Raw genomic sequence first — 17251 nt, forward strand, 5'->3', positions numbered from 1 at the left:
GAAATATTCAATCCCTTGCTCAGAATTTTCGACATATTGTAGAAGAAAAAACTCGTTTAAACAGGCAAAATAATTCAAACGCCGGAATTTGGGAGGTCCTGCTTGTCTACCGATATTGAAAAAATTTTGAATGTGGCGCGTGAACATGCCGCTACTGAAGTCGCCCCAAACGTTGATGCCTGGAACCAAGCAGGGGTTTGGCCGCGTGCCACATCGGACAAAGCAGGGGCTGAGGGGCTTACGGGCCTCTATGCGCCCGAAGAATACGGCGGACAAGGACTTTCCCTGGGCGACGGCATCCGGGTTTATGAGGAACTGGGAACCGCCGATGGGGCTTATGCGTTTGCGCTGTCGATGCACAATATCTGCACCTTCGCCGGATGCGGTTACGGCACCGAGTCGTTCAAGAAACAGTGGGCGCGCGATCTGACATCCGGTCGAAAGCTGGCGAATTTCGCACTGACGGAACCTCAATCGGGCTCTGACGCGACCAACATGTACAGCCGCGCCGTGATCAATTCGGATGGAACCTGGACAATCAATGGTGCCAAAGCCTGGGTCAGCCTTGCAGGCGAGGCCGATATCTATTTCACCGTCGTGAAGACGACCGACCAACCCGGGCACCAGGATATGGCGATGATCGCCATTCCTGCCGACACACCGGGCCTAAGCTTTGGGCCGCGCTATGAAACGCCCAGCTATAACTTCCTGCCCCTGTCCGAGATGTACATGAAAGACGTCGTGGTCTCGGAAGACAATATCATCCTGCCGGTCGGGCAAGGGCTGCAAGGGTCGCTAATGGCGATCGACATCGCCCGTGTATCCATCGCCTCGGGCTGCTGCGGATTGATGCAGGCCGCGTTGGACACGGCGCTGAGCTATTCCAAGAATCGCAAGATGTTTGGCGGCAAGAACCTGGATCTGGACGGCATTCAGTGGATGCTGGGCGATGTCGCGACCGAACTGGAAGCCTCGCGCCTGCTGTACCGCGCCGCGGCTCATGCGCTGGGAACGCCTGAAGGGCCGGTTATGGCGGCCCACGCCAAGCGGTTTGTTCCGGATGCGGCGGTCAAGGCAGCCAATACTTGCACGCAGGTTCTTGGGGGGATGGGGTTGCTCAAACCTTACGGTCTGGATCGCCTGTCGCGGCTTAGCCAGATGCTCCGTATCGTGGACGGCACGACAGAAATCAGCCGGGTGGTGATCGGGCGTAGTTTGGCCAAGCGGGCAAAAACCCTTCCGGACTTACCTGTTCCCAAGGGTTTCGGTGAAACCTAAACTCGGTCACGCAGGTCTATTGGGGAGGATTGACCATGCAAAAGCACTTTGAAGCAATGGAGAAGACAGCGGCAAACAATGTACCGCTGTCCCCACTGTCTTTTCTGTACCGTGCGGCAGCGCTGCACGGTGACCGCACGGCGGTTATCTACGGAGACCTTCGGCGCGATTGGACCGAAGTTGTCCGGCGGTCGCGCGCGGTCGCGCGTGGGCTGGTTGAAATGGGTATCTCCAAGGGCGACACGGTCTCTGTTCTCTGCCCGAACATTCCCGAACTGTTCGAGCTCCACTTTGCCGTGCCCTTGTCTGGTGCTGTTCTGAACACGCTGAACACACGGCTAGAGCCTGAAACGATTGCCTATATTCTGGACCACGCTGACACCAGGTTGGTGATTGTCGACCGTGAACTGGTGCCGCTTTTGTCAAAGGCCTTTGCCTTGCTGGGTCGTGACATCCCGGTTATGGAAATCTCCGATCCAAACGCAGCCGCTCAGGACAGCCTTGGTGGAAAGGACTATTCCGAGCTTCTGAACACTGGCGATCACGTTGGCCCCGCCCTGCCCGACGACGAGTGGGATGCGATCGCGCTGAACTATACCTCGGGCACGTCCGGGCGCCCGAAAGGTGTGGTGTATCATCATCGCGGAGCCTACCTGATGGCGCTTGGCACCGTTGCCGCGTGGCAGATGCCCAGCTATCCGGTCTACCTTTCCGTTGTGCCGATGTTCCACTGCAACGGCTGGGGGCACCCATGGGTGATGGCGATGCAAGGCGGCACCATGGTATTCACCCGAGTGCCCGCAGCAGACAAGATCATGGCTTCGATCCACGAACATGGCGTAACCCATTTAGGCGCGGCGCCCATCGTGCTGCAGATGCTGGCCGAACTGGACAACACCGGAGCAGAGCCCTTCGACCCGGCCATCAAAGTGATGACCGCCGGTGCCCCACCGCCACCTTCGGTTTTGGAAAAGACCAAGGCGATGGGTCTGGACGTCATGCAGGTTTATGGCCTGACGGAAACATATGGCCACATCTCTCAGTGCCTGTGGCAAGAGGATTGGGCCAACGAAATCCCGGCCGAACAGGCGCGCCTGCAAGCTCAGCAAGGCATCGCATTTCCAATGGTTGAATCTGTTGCGGTTGTTGATCGCGACAGCGGGGCAACCGTCCCCCGGGATGGCGAAACGCAAGGTGAGATCGCCATTCGCGGCAACACGGTCATGAAAGGCTATTATAAGGACGCCGCCGCCACTGCCGAGGCTTTTGAAGACGGGCACTTTTGGTCCGGAGACGCTGCCGTGGTCAGCCCGGATGGCTACATACAGATCCGGGACCGGTTGAAGGACGTCATCATCTCGGGCGGTGAAAACATCTCATCGGTCGAAGTCGAGGCCGTTCTCTACCGCCACCCTGCCGTACAGGCCGCCGCAGTCGTGGCTAAGCCCGATCCCAAATGGGGCGAGGTGCCCTGTGCCTTCGTCGAACTGCGCCCCGGTCATGAGGCAGAAGGCGATGAGATCATAGCCTTCTGCCGCGAACACCTGGCCGGGTTCAAAGCCCCCAAGGCTATTGTTTTTTCTGAATTGCCCAAGACCTCGACCGGGAAAATCCAGAAATTCCAACTCAGGGAAAAGATGAAGACGGCAGAGTCCTGAAGAACCCGACCTCTAGTCGTTCGATCACCACCGCCGATGGCGCGACGCGCTGTTCCGGCGCCGTCGTGCGTCGTGCAGGACAGCCGGTGACCGTGAAGGCCTCGGCCAAGGTTATTCTGTCGGCCGGTGCCATCAACTCGCCGCAAATCCTGCAGCTGTCAGGTATTGGCAACGGCGAGTTCCAGAAGTCCCATGGCATCGATGTGGTGCTGGACCAACCCGCTGTTGGTGAAAACCTGCAAGACCACCTGCAGATTCGTACTGTGTTCAAAGTGGATGGCGCCATGACCCTGATGATCGCAGAAAAAGCCGCGCGCTGTATTCCGGGGTCGGCAATCCACCCAACTGACCTTCTGACATGGCAGGGTCGATGTCTTTTCACGCAGGCATCGACACGTCTAACACAGAAAACTTGCAAGAAGAGCAGGTTTTAAGGCATATTTGTATATATTTTATAAAAACAGATTAATACAATCGAATTTATAGAGGCAAAGCCGAGCAGCGGGCGCTCCGCGCCCTGAACCACCTGTGGGGGAAGTATGTTGGTTTTTGCTTGGTTGAGATCGTTACTTTTTATTTGCTGTTTTTTTCTGCCGGCATCGCAGGCTTTAGCTGAAATCGGGAAAGTCATAGGCGTTAAACAAGGCGCAGAAATCACGCGCGCGGGAATAACCCAGCCGTTGCGGACTGGTATGGGGGTGGCCTCTGGCGATTCCATATCGACCGACCGCAGCGGTGTGGTGCAGCTTGTTTTCGTGGACGAAACCAAGATCGCCATCGGACCAAACGCGCGCATGATGCTGGATGTGACGATGCTGCGCGGAAACCGAAAGGCCAAGAACTTTGCGGTTCAGGCCTTGGGTGGAAGTTTCCGGTTCATCTCTGGCAAAAGCAAAAAGCGCGCCTATTCCATCAAAACACCGACCGCAACCATGGCCGTGCGGGGCACAACCTTCGATCTTTGGGTCGTGCCCGGCACGCAAAGCGCCATGCTTGTTCTTCAAGGTCGTGTGGAAATGTGCGGCCAAAGCGGCAACTGCCGTGAAGCCGGGCTTCAATGCAGTCTTCTGGCAACGACTCAAGCCGGTAACGTTGGGCGCCCTGTCGACCAGGAAAGCTACGACAACGCACTTGCAAACGGGTTTCCTTTTGCTCAATCGCAGGAACAGTTGCTGACCCCTCTGCAAATTGATTTCAGGGGCTGCGGAACGGACCCCTTGCCGCCACCACCAAGATCCGAGCCGCGGGAAACAAGGTCGGAGCCCACCCAACGCAGTGAGGTTCAAAGCACCGCAGCCTCGGCACCGCGCAGTGATCCCCCTTCGGCGCAAAGCGTCGGTCAGGGGAATGGAGGCAACATCGGCAGCACAACCGGCAGCGACAACGGCACCGGGGGCAATATCGGTGCCAACAGCGGCAGCGGGGATGGACGTGGCGGCTCGATTGGTGGCGGCTCTGGCAGCGGCGGCCCTGGAAGCGGCGGCACAATCGGCGGCGGGGATACGGATGGATTCGGGGGCTCTCCTGACGGCGGTGGCGCTGGCGGGAATGGCGGTAACAGCGGCGGCTAAAACAAACGGGCGCCATTTGATGACACCAGTTCAGGCGATGGCGTGGTGACACCTGCACGCGCAGGGACAACCTCGGCAGTCGGAGGCTAACGTGATCGGAAAGCCCAGGGAAAGAACAGGGCGGCGACGTGCCTTTCAGCTTGTAGGGCTCGGCCTGATCCTGCTTGGATGTTTCATCCGAGTTCTTGACCCCTACCCGGTGCGGATGACGCGGCTGATCTACTTTGACCTTCTGCAACGCATTTCACCGCGAGAGTACAACCCCGAGCTTCCCATACGTGTGGTGGATATCGACGAGCAGTCGCTGGCAAATTGGGGGCAATGGCCCTGGCCCAGAACCCTGCTTGCACAGATGGTCAAAAACCTGGGCGAATACGGCGCTGCCGCGATCGCTTTCGACATATTGTTCGTCGAGCCCGACAGGTTCTCGCCAGCGCGGCTTTTGAACGACCCTGCCCTTTCCGGTGTGGTCTCGGTGGATCGTCATGCCACAAAACTCGACAACGATGTGCTGTTCGCGCTCGAAATCGCCAACTGGCCGGTCGTTTTGGGCGCCGCTGCCCGGCAATCCGGAGATGGCAGGGCCGTCACTCCCCACGCTGGCATCGTTGAAATCGGCGAAGCGCCAACCGCCGGATTGGTAACAGTCCCGCATTGGACGCCCCCTGCTCCGCCATTAGATCGCAGCGCAGCGGGTATCGGTGGGGTCAACGTTTCGCCTCTGGGCGGCATGGGGATCATACGCCGTGTTCCCGTCCTGTGGGGCGGCCCGGACGGGGCACTTCCGGGATTGGGCATCGAAACGCTTAGGGTCGCGTTGGGCGAAACCATCATCATTGCCGAGGGCACGCCGGACGAAGCTGGCATCATGCTGGCCGTCGAGATCGGAGAGTTCCGGCTGCCGACCACCGAAAACGGCGAGGTTTGGGTCCGGTACAGGCGCGACAATCCAGATCTGTATCTATCGGCGGCCGATATCATGCAGGAACCGGACAACCCCGCTTTGCGCGCCGAAATTGAGGGTCGGATTATCCTGGTCGGCACTTCGGCCGCCGGTCTGTTCGACATGCACCAGACGGCGTTGGGTGAATCTGTTCCCGGTGTATCGATCCACGCGCAAGTCCTCGAACAGATTCTGACTGGTGAAATGATGAGCCGCTCGGATGTGACCGCGGCGCTTGAGTTGCTTTCTTTCGTCACCCTCGGCCTCGTTGTCATCGCAGTCATGGCCCGGTTCGGCGCGGTGGCCTCATTCGTGGCAGGAGGTGCCTCAGCAGCGGTCGTGCTTGGCATCAGTTGGCTTGCTTTCCAAAACCAGTTGATCCTGTTCGATGTCACCTTTCCGTTGATGGGCGGAATGGCCAATTTCGGCTTGCTGGCGGGCTATCTGTTTATTTCGACCGAGCGGGAAAAGCGGGTGATCCGGCAGGTCTTTTCCCACTATGTTGCTCCCGAAATTCTGGACGAAATGGAAGGAACAGGCCATCAGCTGCAACTGGGTGGCGAAACGCAGGAAATCACCGTCATGTTTTCCGATATCCGGGGGTTCACCCCGTTGTCCGAGTCGGTATCGGCCACTGATCTGGTCGCCCTGTTGAACCAGTTGTTTTCGCAGATCGGCGATCAGATCCTGCTGGAACGCGGCACCATCGACAAGTTCATCGGTGATGCGGTTATGGCTTTCTGGAATGCGCCGGTACCGGTCGAGGATCACCCCTGCCGCGCGGCACAGGCAGCGTTGCTGATGCGGCAAGCGCTGATCGACTTCAATGCCTCGGACGTTATGAAGGGTCGGCCACCGATTGCGCTGGCCACCGGCTGCGCCACCGGTCGTGCCTGTGTCGGCAATATAGGGTCCAAGCGCCGGTTCAACTATACCGTGATCGGGGATGTGGTGAACGTCGCCGCGCGAATCGAGCAGAGCTGCCGTCACGTCGACTATGACATTCTGGTTTCATATTCGGTTTACGAGAAAACCAGGTATGACATGGCCATGCTCGAAGCCGGGTATGTCGATCTAAAAGGGAGAACCGATCTGGAACCAGTCTTTGTTCTGGTTGGTAACAAGACCATGCTAGGCACACCCGCGTTTCAAAAGTTGGAAGCAACTCACAAGGTGCTGATTGCAGCCATTCGTGATCGCCAGCCTGCGGAACGTGTCGAAGCGATATGCGAGGATTGTATAGCACAGGCGCGCCATATCGAACCCGGCTTGCTGACATTCTATGGCGCATTGTCCGGCCGGGCGGCGGACTTCAGGTCGGAGTTCCAGTCCAATCAATTAATTTTCAGCCACCACAAACGCAAAACAACTCCATCCGTCCGAGGTGTTTCGAACAGATGATCATGCCCGTACACAGCGTATGGAGCGTTTAGATGTACAAGGTGGGGCACGATCTTGTTGTCAGCATTGCCCTTTTTGCCAAACTCTTTTCCCGACAGTCATCATCCCTCGGACGGCGCGCAGGACTCGAGATAGCGACGAACGGTTTCGGCCATCCCGAATGTCAGCGCATCGCAGAACAGCGCATGACCGATAGAAACCTCTGAGATCGAGGGGATGCGGGTGATCAGCTTGCGCGTGCCGCCGACCGTAAGGTCATGCCCCGCGTTGACCTGCAAGCCCTGCGCCTCGGCTTCGGCAGTCGCATCGGCCAGCCGCTCTAGTTCGCGTTCTTCGGTGATCGGATCGTTGTAGGCACCACCGAAGGGGCCAGTATAGAACTCGACCCGATCCGTCCCTGTCTGCGCTGCGCTGGTCATGTACAGCGCCTCCGGGTCGCTGAACAGCGACACGCGATGACCCTTTTTCTTCAGTCCACCCACCACGTCTGCAAGCATCGCGCCCTGTGCTTCGAATTCCCAGCCATGGTCACTTGTCGCCTGCGCCGGATCATCCGGCACAAGCGTTACCTGATCCGCACGAACCTCATGAGCAAGCGACAAGAAGTGCGCGTCGGGATAACCTTCGACATTCAGCTCCCGATCCGGAAACTCGGCATCAAGCAATGCACGCAGCGCCCGCACATCGCCGGGTCGGGTGTGGCGTTCATCTGGCCGTGGGTGCACCGTCACCCCCGCCGCCCCGGCTGCAAGGGCGATCCGGGCCAGATCCAGGATATCCGGCCACGGGTGCTCGCGCCGGTTCCGAAGCAAGGCCGCAACATTCAGATTTACCGAAAGGTCCGTCATGCCGCCGCCCTACAACCGAAAAGACTGCACATGCTCGGGTACCTGGACCCCATCGATATTCCGGGGATCGGCGATCGGATCGCCAACCGTGGTTCTGACGGGAATGACCCCGGCCCAAATCGGCAAACTATAATCTTCTTCTTCATCATTGGGGCCGCCGGCGCGGGTCTTGGCGCTGCCTTCGGAAATCTCCATGCCAAGAACCATGGTCGCCTTCAGATCCTGCGCGTGATCCGGCCGCAGGCTTTCATAGCGCCCGGGGAAAAGGCCATTCACGAACCGGCCGAGCTTTGCCAGCTTCTCCTCTGGATCTTCGACTTTGACAGCGGTCCCAAAGAGCGTGACTGAGCGCGAGTTGACTGAATGGTGCATCCCCGACCGCGCCAGCACAAAGCCGTCAAGGATTGCGACTGACAGGCACACCTGCGCGTCGCGTGCGTTGCGCAAGGCGCGACTGGCCGAAGAGCCGTGCCAATAAACGTGATTCCCTTCGCGCCATTGCAGGGTTGGCGTGACAAAGGGCTTGCCATCAATCACGTATCCCACGCTGCACATGGGCTGCGCGTCCAGAATTTGGTTGATCGTAGCACGGTCGAAATGCCCCCGCTCATGCGATCTGCGCAAGCGTGTTCTGTCGGTTACTTCCAGTGTCTCGTTCATAGTCATAGCTCGGGTTAGTTCTTGCTATGCCCGTAGTGCACGGGTATTGGATGTTTTCAAATGTCCAATTTTGAAACTTTTTCTAAGGCCAATTTGCACCGTGACCTGTTTGCGATCTCGCTGGATGCGTCGCTGAAGGCACCGTTGCAGGCCCAGTTGCTGGAGGCGCTGCGGTCCGTCGTCTCAAAGTCTCCGGATCTGGCCGGCGCACGTCTGCCCGCCAGCCGGGCTCTTGCGTCCGAGCTGTCAATTTCTCGCACGACGGTTCAGGCGGTCTATGACCAGATGATCAGCGAAGGATATCTGGTCACCCGGCAAGGCAGCGGAACCTTTATCGCCAGCGAGATCACGCACCTGTCACACCCACGGCCTATCCCGCGTCCGGCCGGTCCGATGACCGCGGAATGGCGCACCTTTCAAACCGGACTGCCCGATCAAACCTTGTTGCCACACCGACAATGGGCGCGTCATCTTGAACGCGCATGGCGAACCCCAACGCCAGCGCTTTTGGCCCGCCCGGACCCGCTGGGCTGGTATCCGCTGCGTGAAGCGATCTCGGACCACCTTACTGCGTGGCGTCACCTGTCCTGTGATCCCGGTCAGGTGGTGATCACCTCTGGCGCACGAGAGGCTTTCGAGGTGATTTTCCATGGCCTGCTGGGCGTGGGCAAGCAGGTCGCGGTTGAGGACCCCTGCTGGCCCAAACTGCACACAATTCTTGCTGACACAGGCAACAACGCCCATCCCGTCCGCATTGACCAAGACGGAATGAATATTGAGCGCATTCCGAACGGAATACATGCCACGATCGTCACCCCCTCGCGGCATTATCCAACGGGGGTGAGCCTTCCCCTGTCCCGCCGGGTCGCCTTGCTTGAGCGTGCTCAGCAGACCGGAACCGTCGTAATCGAGGACGACTATGACAGTGAATTCCGTTATCGCGGGCAACCCCTGCCCTCACTCTCGGGGCTGGACGGTCTGGACAACACGATTTACCTGGGCAGTTTTTCGAAACTGGTCAGCCCAGCGCTTAGGATCGGCTATCTGGTGGTCCCCAAACGCCTTCTGCCCAGCACATTGGCCTATCTTGGCCGCGTCGGTCCCCGCGCCTCACTGATCCCGCAGCCCGCATTGGCGGCGTTCATGAACAGTGGTGAGTTTGCAATGCACCTGCGTCGAATGCGACGCGTCTATGCCAAGCGTCAGAGCCACCTTCTTGATGCACTATCCCCTGCTGCGGACCTACTGGACCTTCAACCCGATTCCTCCGGAATGCACTTATGCGTGTCGGCAAAGGATCCTCTTATTGCTCGGATGTCCGATCTTGAGATCAGCAAACAGGCCGACCAAAACGGTCTGCGCGTCAGTGCCTTGTCGGACCACTGCGTACTTCCTAAAAAACTGCAAGGGCTCTTGCTGGGATACGCAGCCTTCGACGAGGAGATACTTTCGGACGCAGCAGAACGATTGATCACCATCCTTCGCACACAAGCCTGAACTGCCTCGCAAAGCAGCGCGTACGCCCCTCGAAGTTTTTTACAAATGCGCCAAGCAACATGATATCGTAAAAACAAGATATATATTTTCTTAACTCTAATCGCGGTGTCTGTGAGGGGGAGGTTCACATGCTTCGACTGTCTTTCTGCTTTTTCACTTTGGTATTCCTGCCAGCAAGTGTGATGGCTGACGCTGTCCCCAGCAAGGAAGCCGCCGAGGGGACCTTTGCTGAACGACCATTTTCACCCTATGCCAATCGGTCCTTCCCGGAACGTCCGCTGTGGGGCGATACCCATTTGCACACCGGGCTGTCCTTAGACGCCGGTGCGTTTGGCAACACTTTGCTGCCCGATGATGCGTGGCGGTTCGCCAAAGGTGAGCAGGTCATTTCCTCGACTGGCCAACCCGTCAGGCTGGCCCGGCCGCTGGACTGGATGGTGCTAACCGACCACACCGATTTGATGGGTTTTGCCCCCGATCTGCAGGCGGGCAAACCCGGTGTTCTGGCCGAACCGAAGGGATTGGAGTGGTATGAGGGTTACAAAGCCGGTGGCGAAGACGCGGCGAAAGCGGCGTTTGATATCATCACCAACTTTTCGCAGATGACCCTGCCCGAGCTTTTGCTTGAATCCTACAGCCCCGGTGCGGATGCCTTTGCCTTTACCTGGGAACAGATCGTTCTGGCCGCGGAGCGCCACAACGACCCCGGCAATTTCACGGCCTTTATCGGGTTTGAATGGACCTCGGTTCCTAAGGGGTTCAACTTGCATCGCAACGTGATGCTGAGGGATGGACCAATCCGGGCGCTGCAGATGGTGCCACCGGTGACGCAACCGCCTTATGGGGATACCGATCCCAAAGCGCTCTATGCCTGGCTTGAGGAGTATCAGTCGAAAACGGGCGGCCGCGCCGTTGCTTTTGCCCATAACGGCAACCTGTCGAACGGATGGATGTTCCCGACCGAAGACACCTATCACGGTGGCAAGGTCGACGAGGAATATGTTCAGAACCGCGCCAAGTGGGAGCCTCACTACGAAGTCACACAAATCAAAGGCGATGGCGAGGCGCACCCGTTCCTTAGCCCCGATGATGCCTTTGCCGACTATGAAAACTGGGATGTCGGCAATCTGGATATCACCGAATTGAAAACCGAAGACATGCTGGCCGGGGAATACGCACGCGAGGCCCTGAAACGCGGTCTGGCGCTGGAAGAAAAGTTCGGCGTGAACCCTTATAAGTTCGGGATGGGTGGAGCGACCGACAGCCATACGTCACTGGCCACCGCCGAGGAAGAGAACTATTTCGGCAAGTCCGTCAGCGCGGAACCTTCGGCCACGCGGGTCTTGCACCCGTTTGTGGAAAGCGATCTGGGGGCATTTGAAGGTCATACGCTGGTTGCGTCGGGTTACACTGCTGTTTGGGCGGCCGATAACACACGTGCGGCCATTTTCGATGCGTTCAAACGCCGGGAAACTTATGCAACCACCGGCCCCCGCATCGGACTGCGGTTCTTTGGCGGTTGGGATTTCACTGAAGAAGACTTGTTGACCCGGCTTGTTGCTGATGTCGGCTACACTAAAGGCGTCCCAATGGGCAGCGACCTGCGCCCGCGCGAAGGGGATGGTGCCCCAAAATTCTTGATCGGCGCTCTGCGCGACCCGATTGGCGCAAATCTGGACCGGGTTCAGGTGGTCAAGGGCTGGCTGGACGCCGAGGGAGCGCTGCAGGAAAAAGTCTATAATGTGGTCTGGTCTGATGATCGTGAGATGGACGCGGATGGCAACCTGCCCGAGGTCGGCAACACCGTAAATCTGGACACCGCAAGCTGGAGCAACACAATCGGCGCATCCGAACTGGTCACGGTCTGGACCGATCCTGACTTCGATCCGAACGAGCGAGCTTTCTACTATGTGCGGGTTCTTGAAATTCCCACCCCGCGCTGGGTGCTGTATGACAAGCTGCGCTTTGGCATCGATCTGCCAAAAGAGGCACAGTTGATCCATCAGGAACGCGCCTATTCCTCGCCGATCTGGTACACCCCCGGCTAAACCGCAGTAAAGCTAGACTGTCCGAGCGATGTGTTAGCCTGTCCCTCGGGGCAGGCGCCCACGCCGTAGGCCCAATACCCGCGCGCATGCTCCGCAGAGTTCCAATCGACCTCAGATCACCGCCACGATCACCACCCGCAAAAAGCAGCGCCAAGGACTACGCCCGGTAGAAGCTTACCAGTCCGCGGCACGTTTTGCGTCGCGAACCGCTTTCAGGCCCGGATCTTCAAAACCTCGACCGTCCGGATTTTGTAACGTGGCAACACGTGGGGCGCAGAACTCGGGGTCCATAAGTAAGCTGGCGTCACTAGCGGGTTTGAGGCCAAGCAGTATTGCATTACTTTTTGGTTTTCTCATTGGGATCCCATCAATCGAAAAGTCTGCACGGCAGTACTGGTCCAAACAGCTAACGATGCGGTCTTGAGGTTTTCTGGGGCGTACCTGCCTCAATTCCGCCAGTGCGCCTTCACACGGCTTCAGGGACCCGCGCGGGGTTAGAACTGCCACTCGTAGGAGGCCTACAAAGCCCGTGTGGATATGTCGGCACCAAGGGTCGATCTCGCCTTAAGGCGAAGGTTGCCCCCGTGATTAAAGGCTTTCTCATAGCTCAAACCAACCTCGCCGACTGTATTGGTACCGCTACCAAGGAGGCGGTCAGGCTGCCGCCGCCCACGTCAGTCGAATAGCCCCGTCTACGAATGCGTTGTTGCCTGTCGCACGCCCAAAGACTGCCCCGGAGCTGCTCGCGCTGCCAGTGATCCCACCCGCGCCTGAAACTTCAACCACGTTAAAAAACGCGCTGCCGTTCGCAGTATTCACGTCTATCTTCAGCGCGTCACTATTCTCGAAGCTGTCAGACAGGCCCAGCAACTCGATGACGTCTCTGCCGGCATTGGTGTTGCCCCTGACCTAAACCTGGACTGCGCCGGTGTTGGTCAGGGTGCTTGTGCAATCCGGAAGGGCAAAGACGACCAAACCCAGTCCGGCCAATGGTTTCGCCTCGATCGATCCGGCGTCTCTGATAACCAGGTCTTCATCCACCACATTGATGAACGGAGACGTCCGCGCGCTATCGATCACCTCGGCATGCCCCGTCGTTGCCGTGACGGCTACCACCGACAAAACCCAGCAAGAGCGAAGGCGCAATACTCGCTACTCTACCTTTCCACTTGCCCCCGCGCTCGAACGCACAATCTCTTAGCTCGATCTGCATGTAATTCTGCCCTATCTGGCTATTCTCCGTTCCCCGGGATGCGAGGTTGTATCCCAAGCATCAGCCGCTGGATGCGCCATTTGTTGGCACTCCCATGAGCCGGGTTAAAAGAGTGAGAAAATGCGGGAATAGCGCGCCTGAGGCACGGGCCACTTTGTCTTCGAACAACATGACGCAGGCGCAAAAGAGTGAGGCTCTGAACGAAAGCGTCAGGCGTTTCTTAGAGGGCATAGATAGTCGCGCTGCTTGTAAGGCGGCTGAATTCCGCCCGCTCCCTAAAAAACCAACAGCATCCTCAAGGCCCCCAGACCGGAACGCGAGGCTTCGCGGTAGAGGGGCAACGCGAAAGTGTGCAAGATAGCAATCGTTGAGGTGCCGCAAAATTTGAGTTGACTGACGACGGATGAGTCTGGCATGCGCTTTTGCATGTTTGGTTCCGGGTTCGCCCGGATAAAAGGGAATGCGGTGCGGGTTCTGTCAAACGACAACCCAATGCCGCAACTGCCCCCGCAACTGTGAGCGGCGAGCAAGGCTGATATGCCACTGGGATTTTTTCCCGGGAAGGCCAGTCCGATGCTTTGACCTGCAAGTCAGGAGACCTGCCAGACATGCACCCCCGGAAGGGGTGCGTCACCGATGCCGGGGTGCGCGTCGGGCCGGTGCCCACAAAAGGGCACAAGGTCCCGTTTATCCCGTCGTCAAACAAAATTTATGTGCCGGGGTTGGCACAACGGGACAAGGACAAGACCTTATGAAAAAGCTGCTCTGCACGGCTGCCGCTGCGCTGGCAATTCCTGCCATGGCGCAGGCGCATTTCCTTTTGGAATACACCACCAACACCATGATCGAGAAACCGGGCGATGTGCCGGTCAAACTGATCTTTTGGCACCCGTTCGAAAACGGCCACGTCATGGATCTGGAAAAGCCGCAAGAGTTCTATGTGATCCACAACGGTGAAAAAACCGACCTGCTGGGCACACTGGAACCCGTTCGCTTCACCGGTGGTGAAAACGAAGGGGCGGCGTTCAAGGGCTCGGTTCCTGTGAAACGTTCCGGCGACTACGTGTTGGTTACCGTTCCTCAGCCTTACTATGAAGAATCCGAGGATATCTACATCCAGCAGCTCACCAAAGCGTTCCTGAACCGCAACGAGCTGCCGACCGACTGGATGAACCCGGTTGGACTACCGACCGAGATCATTCCGCTGAACAAGCCGACCAACGTCATCGCGGGCTCGACCTTCACCGGACGCGTTCTGGCCGATGGCCAGCCGGTTGCAGGTGCCGAGATCGAGATCGAGTACATGGCCGCCGAGCCGGACATGGACAGCGCTGCGTCCTCCACTCCGTCCGTTTCGCCGATGCCCGGCGGTGCTGTGGTCGCCATTTCTGACGACAACGGCTATTTCTCGTTCGGCGTACCAAAGGCCGGCTACTGGGGCTTTGCCGCACTTGGTGCAGGCCGGGCAACAGAGCATGAGGGCAAAGAACTCAGCCAGGATGCGGTCATCTGGATCCGCGCCTGGGACATGGAGTAAGAAATGCACATCGTCGACGGAGCCCTGTCCAACCCGGTTGTCATTGGCGGCGCAGTTGCTGCCGCGGGTGGGATAGCAATGGGTCTCAGGTCGCTGGACCTTGATCGCATCCCCACTGCGGGGGTGCTTTCGGCCACGTTTTTTGTGGCCTCGCTGATCCACGTCCCCATTGGTCCGTCGTCGGTGCATTTGATCCTGAATGGCTTGGCCGGGCTGTTGCTCGGCTGGGCCGCCTTCCCGGCGTTGTTCGTCGGGCTTTTGCTGCAATCTGTTTTCTTTGGCTTTGGCGGGCTGACGGTTTTGGGGATAAATACCCTTAATATCGCACTGCCTGCCGTTCTGGCAGGTATGGTGTTTGGCCGCCTGATCGCAAGTGGCTCACCCCTGCACGGCGCGATCTGGGGTGGTGTTGGGGGCGCTTTCGCTATCGCCGCCACAACCGGGATGGTTGCCATATCGCTGGCTTTGTCCGGCGATGAATTCCTGCCCGCCGCCAAGCTTGTCTTTTTCGCGCATATCCCCGTCATGGTGATCGAAGCGGTGTTGACCGGGTTCGCCGTTTTACTAGCTCGCAAGGTTAAGCCGGAACTCTTTGTCAAAGGGGCAACCACATGAAGCATCTGGTTCTAATTCTGGCCTTTTGCTGCGCGCCTTTGCCCGCGCTGGCCCATAAGGTCATCGCAGGTGTCTTTGCATCGGGCGACGCCATTGAAGGTGAACTTGGGTTTTCAAACGGCGATATGGCAAGCGATACCGAGGTTGTCGTAACCGGGCCGGACGGGACCGAGTTGGGTCGCGTGGTCACAGACGCGGACGGGTTCTTTATCTACACACCAACTTCAGCCGTTACGCATACATTCTTCGCGGATCTCGGCGCGGGCCACATCGCTGAAATTACCATGCCTGCCGCGGAAGTGGCCGAAATCATGGGTGTCGAAGCCATTGAAACGCCTGCCGCGACCACCACAGGTGATGCAGCGTCTTTCAACGCCGAACAGCAACAGGTGATTGCCAAAGTCGTCCGCGACGAGATGCGCCCGCTTCGCCGAGAAATTGCGGCCTATCGCGAACAGAACGATCTTCAGACCATCCTCGGCGGGATCGGCTATATTGTCGGGCTGTTCGGGCTGGGCTTTTATCTGGCCGCGCGCCGGAAGTTGGCTGCCTGATGGCACACGCGCTGGGACCTCGTGAAAAGACACTCTCCGAGGCAGGTGTCCAGCGCGAAGGCCTGATCAGCCCGCTGGATCCGCGCGTTCGGATCGTGACCGCGGTGATTTTTGGCATCGTGACCGTTTCGCTGTCGTCCATCCCCGCACTCTGTGCTGCGCTGACAGTGTCGCTTTCCCTATTGTTGATGTCACGCCTACCCTGGCGGAAAACGCTGAAACGCATGGCCATGATGGACGGGTTCATCATATTCATGCTGGTCCTTCTGCCCTTTTCCATGCCCGGTGATCCCATATTTACTGTCTGGGGCTTTCCCGCCAGTTGGCAGGGTCTGTGGAAAGCAATTGAGATCGCCTTGACCGCAAATACAGTGATCCTGTCCTTAATGGTGCTGGTCGGTACGATGGAGCCCGTCACGCTTGGCCACGCCCTGCACCAGCTGCGCTGCCCCGAGAAACTTGTGCACCTGCTGATGTTCACCATCCGCTACATCGAAGTTCTGCGAGAAGAATACCTGCGCCTGCGTTCTGCAATGAAAGTGCGCGGCTTTCGACCGGGAACGAACTGGCACACCTATCGCAGTTTTGGCTATCTGGTTGGCATGATGCTTGTGCGCGCAATCGAACGGTCGGAACGCATCCTCGGCGCAATGAAGTGCCGGGGTTTTTCGGGGCGTATGCTGCTGCTGCAGGATTTTACCCTGACCCGCAGGGACATCGTTTTTACAGTGGGTATGGGTATCCTTTGCCTTGGCCTGGTTATATTGGATTTCGCATGACCCTGATCGCGCTTGAAAACATCTGCTTTGCGTATCCCGGCCAGGCCCCCGTTCTGAACGGGGCCAGCCTAACGCTGAGCGCCGGACAACGCTTATCGCTGACAGGTCCGAACGGTGCCGGCAAATCGACCCTGTTGCGCATCACGCTGGGGCTGCAACGCCAGACCTCGGGCACGGTTACTGTCTTTGGGCAACAGCGCAAAGCCGAGGCCGATTTTCACGAAGTGCGCCGCCGGGTGGGCCTTGTGTTTCAGGATGCCGACGATCAGCTGTTCTGCCCCACGGTGGCCGAAGATATCGCTTTTGGTCCTTTGAACCTAGGCAAGACGCGGGACGAAGCGCTGGCTATAGTCGACTCGGTTCTGGGTGATCTGGACCTGATGCACTTGAAAGACCGCATCACACATAAACTCTCGGGAGGGGAAAAACGGCTGGTGACACTGGCCACGGTTCTGGCGATGCAGCCTGAAGTGCTGTTGCTGGACGAACCCACCAACGCGCTGGACACCAAGAACGAAGCGCGTCTGCTGGAAATCCTGAAATCGCTGCCACAGGCCATCCTTTTGGTCAGCCACTCCCCCGCTTTCCGCTCCGCGCTGACACCGGACGAGTTGGACTTACAAAACGGCCAGCTTGTTTAGATCAAGCG

Annotated in this window: 15 protein-coding genes, 1 pseudogene and 1 riboswitch; of the genes and pseudogenes, 12 read left to right on the forward strand and 4 right to left on the reverse strand. The window is 58.2% G+C overall.

All coding sequences use genetic code 11. The features are described from left to right. The first annotated feature begins 102 nt into the window (after positions 1 to 102). The 3 genes and pseudogenes from ACXAGD_RS13590 to ACXAGD_RS13600 form a co-directional block, all read left to right on the forward strand. Positions 103 to 1278: an acyl-CoA dehydrogenase family protein gene (locus ACXAGD_RS13590; protein ID WP_475211385.1), complete on the forward strand. Its 1176-nt coding sequence runs from the start codon at positions 103 to 105 to the stop codon at positions 1276 to 1278. A gap of 35 nt (positions 1279 to 1313) precedes the next feature. Continuing rightward, complete coding sequence (locus tag ACXAGD_RS13595; RefSeq protein ID WP_475211386.1) at positions 1314 to 2936, forward strand: AMP-binding protein; 1623 nt, start codon at positions 1314 to 1316, stop codon at positions 2934 to 2936. Positions 2937 to 2965: 29 nt separating this feature from the next. Continuing rightward, positions 2966 to 3229, forward strand: a pseudogene (locus ACXAGD_RS13600) (GMC family oxidoreductase N-terminal domain-containing protein); the annotation flags it as partial. A gap of 137 nt (positions 3230 to 3366) precedes the next feature. Here ACXAGD_RS13600 and ACXAGD_RS13605 read toward each other — a convergent pair. Beyond that, on the reverse strand, positions 3367 to 3654 hold the full coding sequence (locus ACXAGD_RS13605) for a hypothetical protein (protein WP_475211387.1): 288 nt from the start codon (positions 3652 to 3654) through the stop codon (positions 3367 to 3369). 37 nt (positions 3655 to 3691) lie between these two features. On the opposite strand from ACXAGD_RS13605, the gene ACXAGD_RS13610 reads away from it, so the two are divergent. Both ACXAGD_RS13610 and ACXAGD_RS13615 read left to right on the forward strand, forming a co-directional pair. Further along, positions 3692 to 4507: a FecR domain-containing protein gene (locus tag ACXAGD_RS13610; protein WP_475211388.1), complete on the forward strand. Its 816-nt coding sequence runs from the start codon at positions 3692 to 3694 to the stop codon at positions 4505 to 4507. A 91-nt stretch (positions 4508 to 4598) separates the two neighbouring features. Continuing rightward, positions 4599 to 6851, forward strand: a complete 2253-nt coding sequence (locus ACXAGD_RS13615) for a CHASE2 domain-containing protein (RefSeq protein ID WP_475211389.1) — start codon at positions 4599 to 4601, stop codon at positions 6849 to 6851. Between the two features lie 101 nt (positions 6852 to 6952). On the opposite strand, the gene ACXAGD_RS13620 is transcribed toward ACXAGD_RS13615, so the two are convergent. Continuing rightward, positions 6953 to 7699 carry a pyridoxine 5'-phosphate synthase gene (locus ACXAGD_RS13620; protein ID WP_475211390.1) on the reverse strand — a complete coding sequence of 249 codons (747 nt, stop codon included), beginning with the start codon at positions 7697 to 7699 and terminating at the stop codon, positions 6953 to 6955. 9 nt (positions 7700 to 7708) lie between these two features. After that, complete coding sequence (locus tag ACXAGD_RS13625; RefSeq protein WP_475211391.1) at positions 7709 to 8359, reverse strand: pyridoxamine 5'-phosphate oxidase family protein; 651 nt, start codon at positions 8357 to 8359, stop codon at positions 7709 to 7711. A 60-nt stretch (positions 8360 to 8419) separates the two neighbouring features. On the opposite strand from ACXAGD_RS13625, the gene pdxR reads away from it, so the two are divergent. Together pdxR and ACXAGD_RS13635 are read left to right on the forward strand one after the other, a co-directional pair. Beyond that, entirely contained in the window at positions 8420 to 9856 is a 1437-nt protein-coding gene (pdxR, locus tag ACXAGD_RS13630; RefSeq protein ID WP_475211392.1) for a MocR-like pyridoxine biosynthesis transcription factor PdxR, read from the forward strand. Between the two features lie 128 nt (positions 9857 to 9984). After that, the gene (locus tag ACXAGD_RS13635) at positions 9985 to 11904 is read left to right on the forward strand and encodes a DUF3604 domain-containing protein (protein WP_475211393.1); all 1920 of its coding nucleotides are present in this window, start codon (positions 9985 to 9987) and stop codon (positions 11902 to 11904) included. Positions 11905 to 12813: 909 nt separating this feature from the next. On the opposite strand, the gene ACXAGD_RS13640 is transcribed toward ACXAGD_RS13635, so the two are convergent. Next, the gene (locus tag ACXAGD_RS13640) at positions 12814 to 13020 is read right to left on the reverse strand and encodes a hypothetical protein (protein WP_475211394.1); all 207 of its coding nucleotides are present in this window, start codon (positions 13018 to 13020) and stop codon (positions 12814 to 12816) included. 511 nt (positions 13021 to 13531) lie between these two features. After that, positions 13532 to 13738: riboswitch (cobalamin riboswitch) on the forward strand. A 130-nt stretch (positions 13739 to 13868) separates the two neighbouring features. Between ACXAGD_RS13640 and ACXAGD_RS13645 the strand changes: the two genes are divergently transcribed. From ACXAGD_RS13645 to ACXAGD_RS13665, 5 genes are read left to right on the forward strand one after another with little or no spacing between them, the layout of a single operon-like run. Next, a complete protein-coding gene (locus ACXAGD_RS13645) occupies positions 13869 to 14654 on the forward strand; it encodes a DUF4198 domain-containing protein (protein ID WP_475211395.1) in 786 nt (261 codons plus the stop codon). A gap of 3 nt (positions 14655 to 14657) precedes the next feature. Beyond that, positions 14658 to 15269 (forward strand): cobalt transporter CbiM, encoded by a 612-nt coding sequence (cbiM, locus tag ACXAGD_RS13650; protein WP_475211396.1) that lies wholly within the window; start codon positions 14658 to 14660, stop codon positions 15267 to 15269. Further along, entirely contained in the window at positions 15266 to 15823 is a 558-nt protein-coding gene (locus tag ACXAGD_RS13655; RefSeq protein WP_475211397.1) for a cobalt ABC transporter permease, read from the forward strand. Before cbiM ends, ACXAGD_RS13655 begins: the two co-directional genes overlap by 4 nt. After that, entirely contained in the window at positions 15823 to 16602 is a 780-nt protein-coding gene (cbiQ, locus tag ACXAGD_RS13660; RefSeq protein ID WP_475211398.1) for a cobalt ECF transporter T component CbiQ, read from the forward strand. Before ACXAGD_RS13655 ends, cbiQ begins: the two co-directional genes overlap by 1 nt. After that, positions 16599 to 17243, forward strand: a complete 645-nt coding sequence (locus ACXAGD_RS13665) for an energy-coupling factor ABC transporter ATP-binding protein (RefSeq protein WP_475211399.1) — start codon at positions 16599 to 16601, stop codon at positions 17241 to 17243. The genes cbiQ and ACXAGD_RS13665 overlap by 4 nt, the downstream gene beginning before the upstream one ends. The last annotated feature ends 8 nt before the right edge of the window (positions 17244 to 17251 follow it).

It is taken from the genome of Ruegeria sp. ABF4_144 (assembly GCF_056160045.1).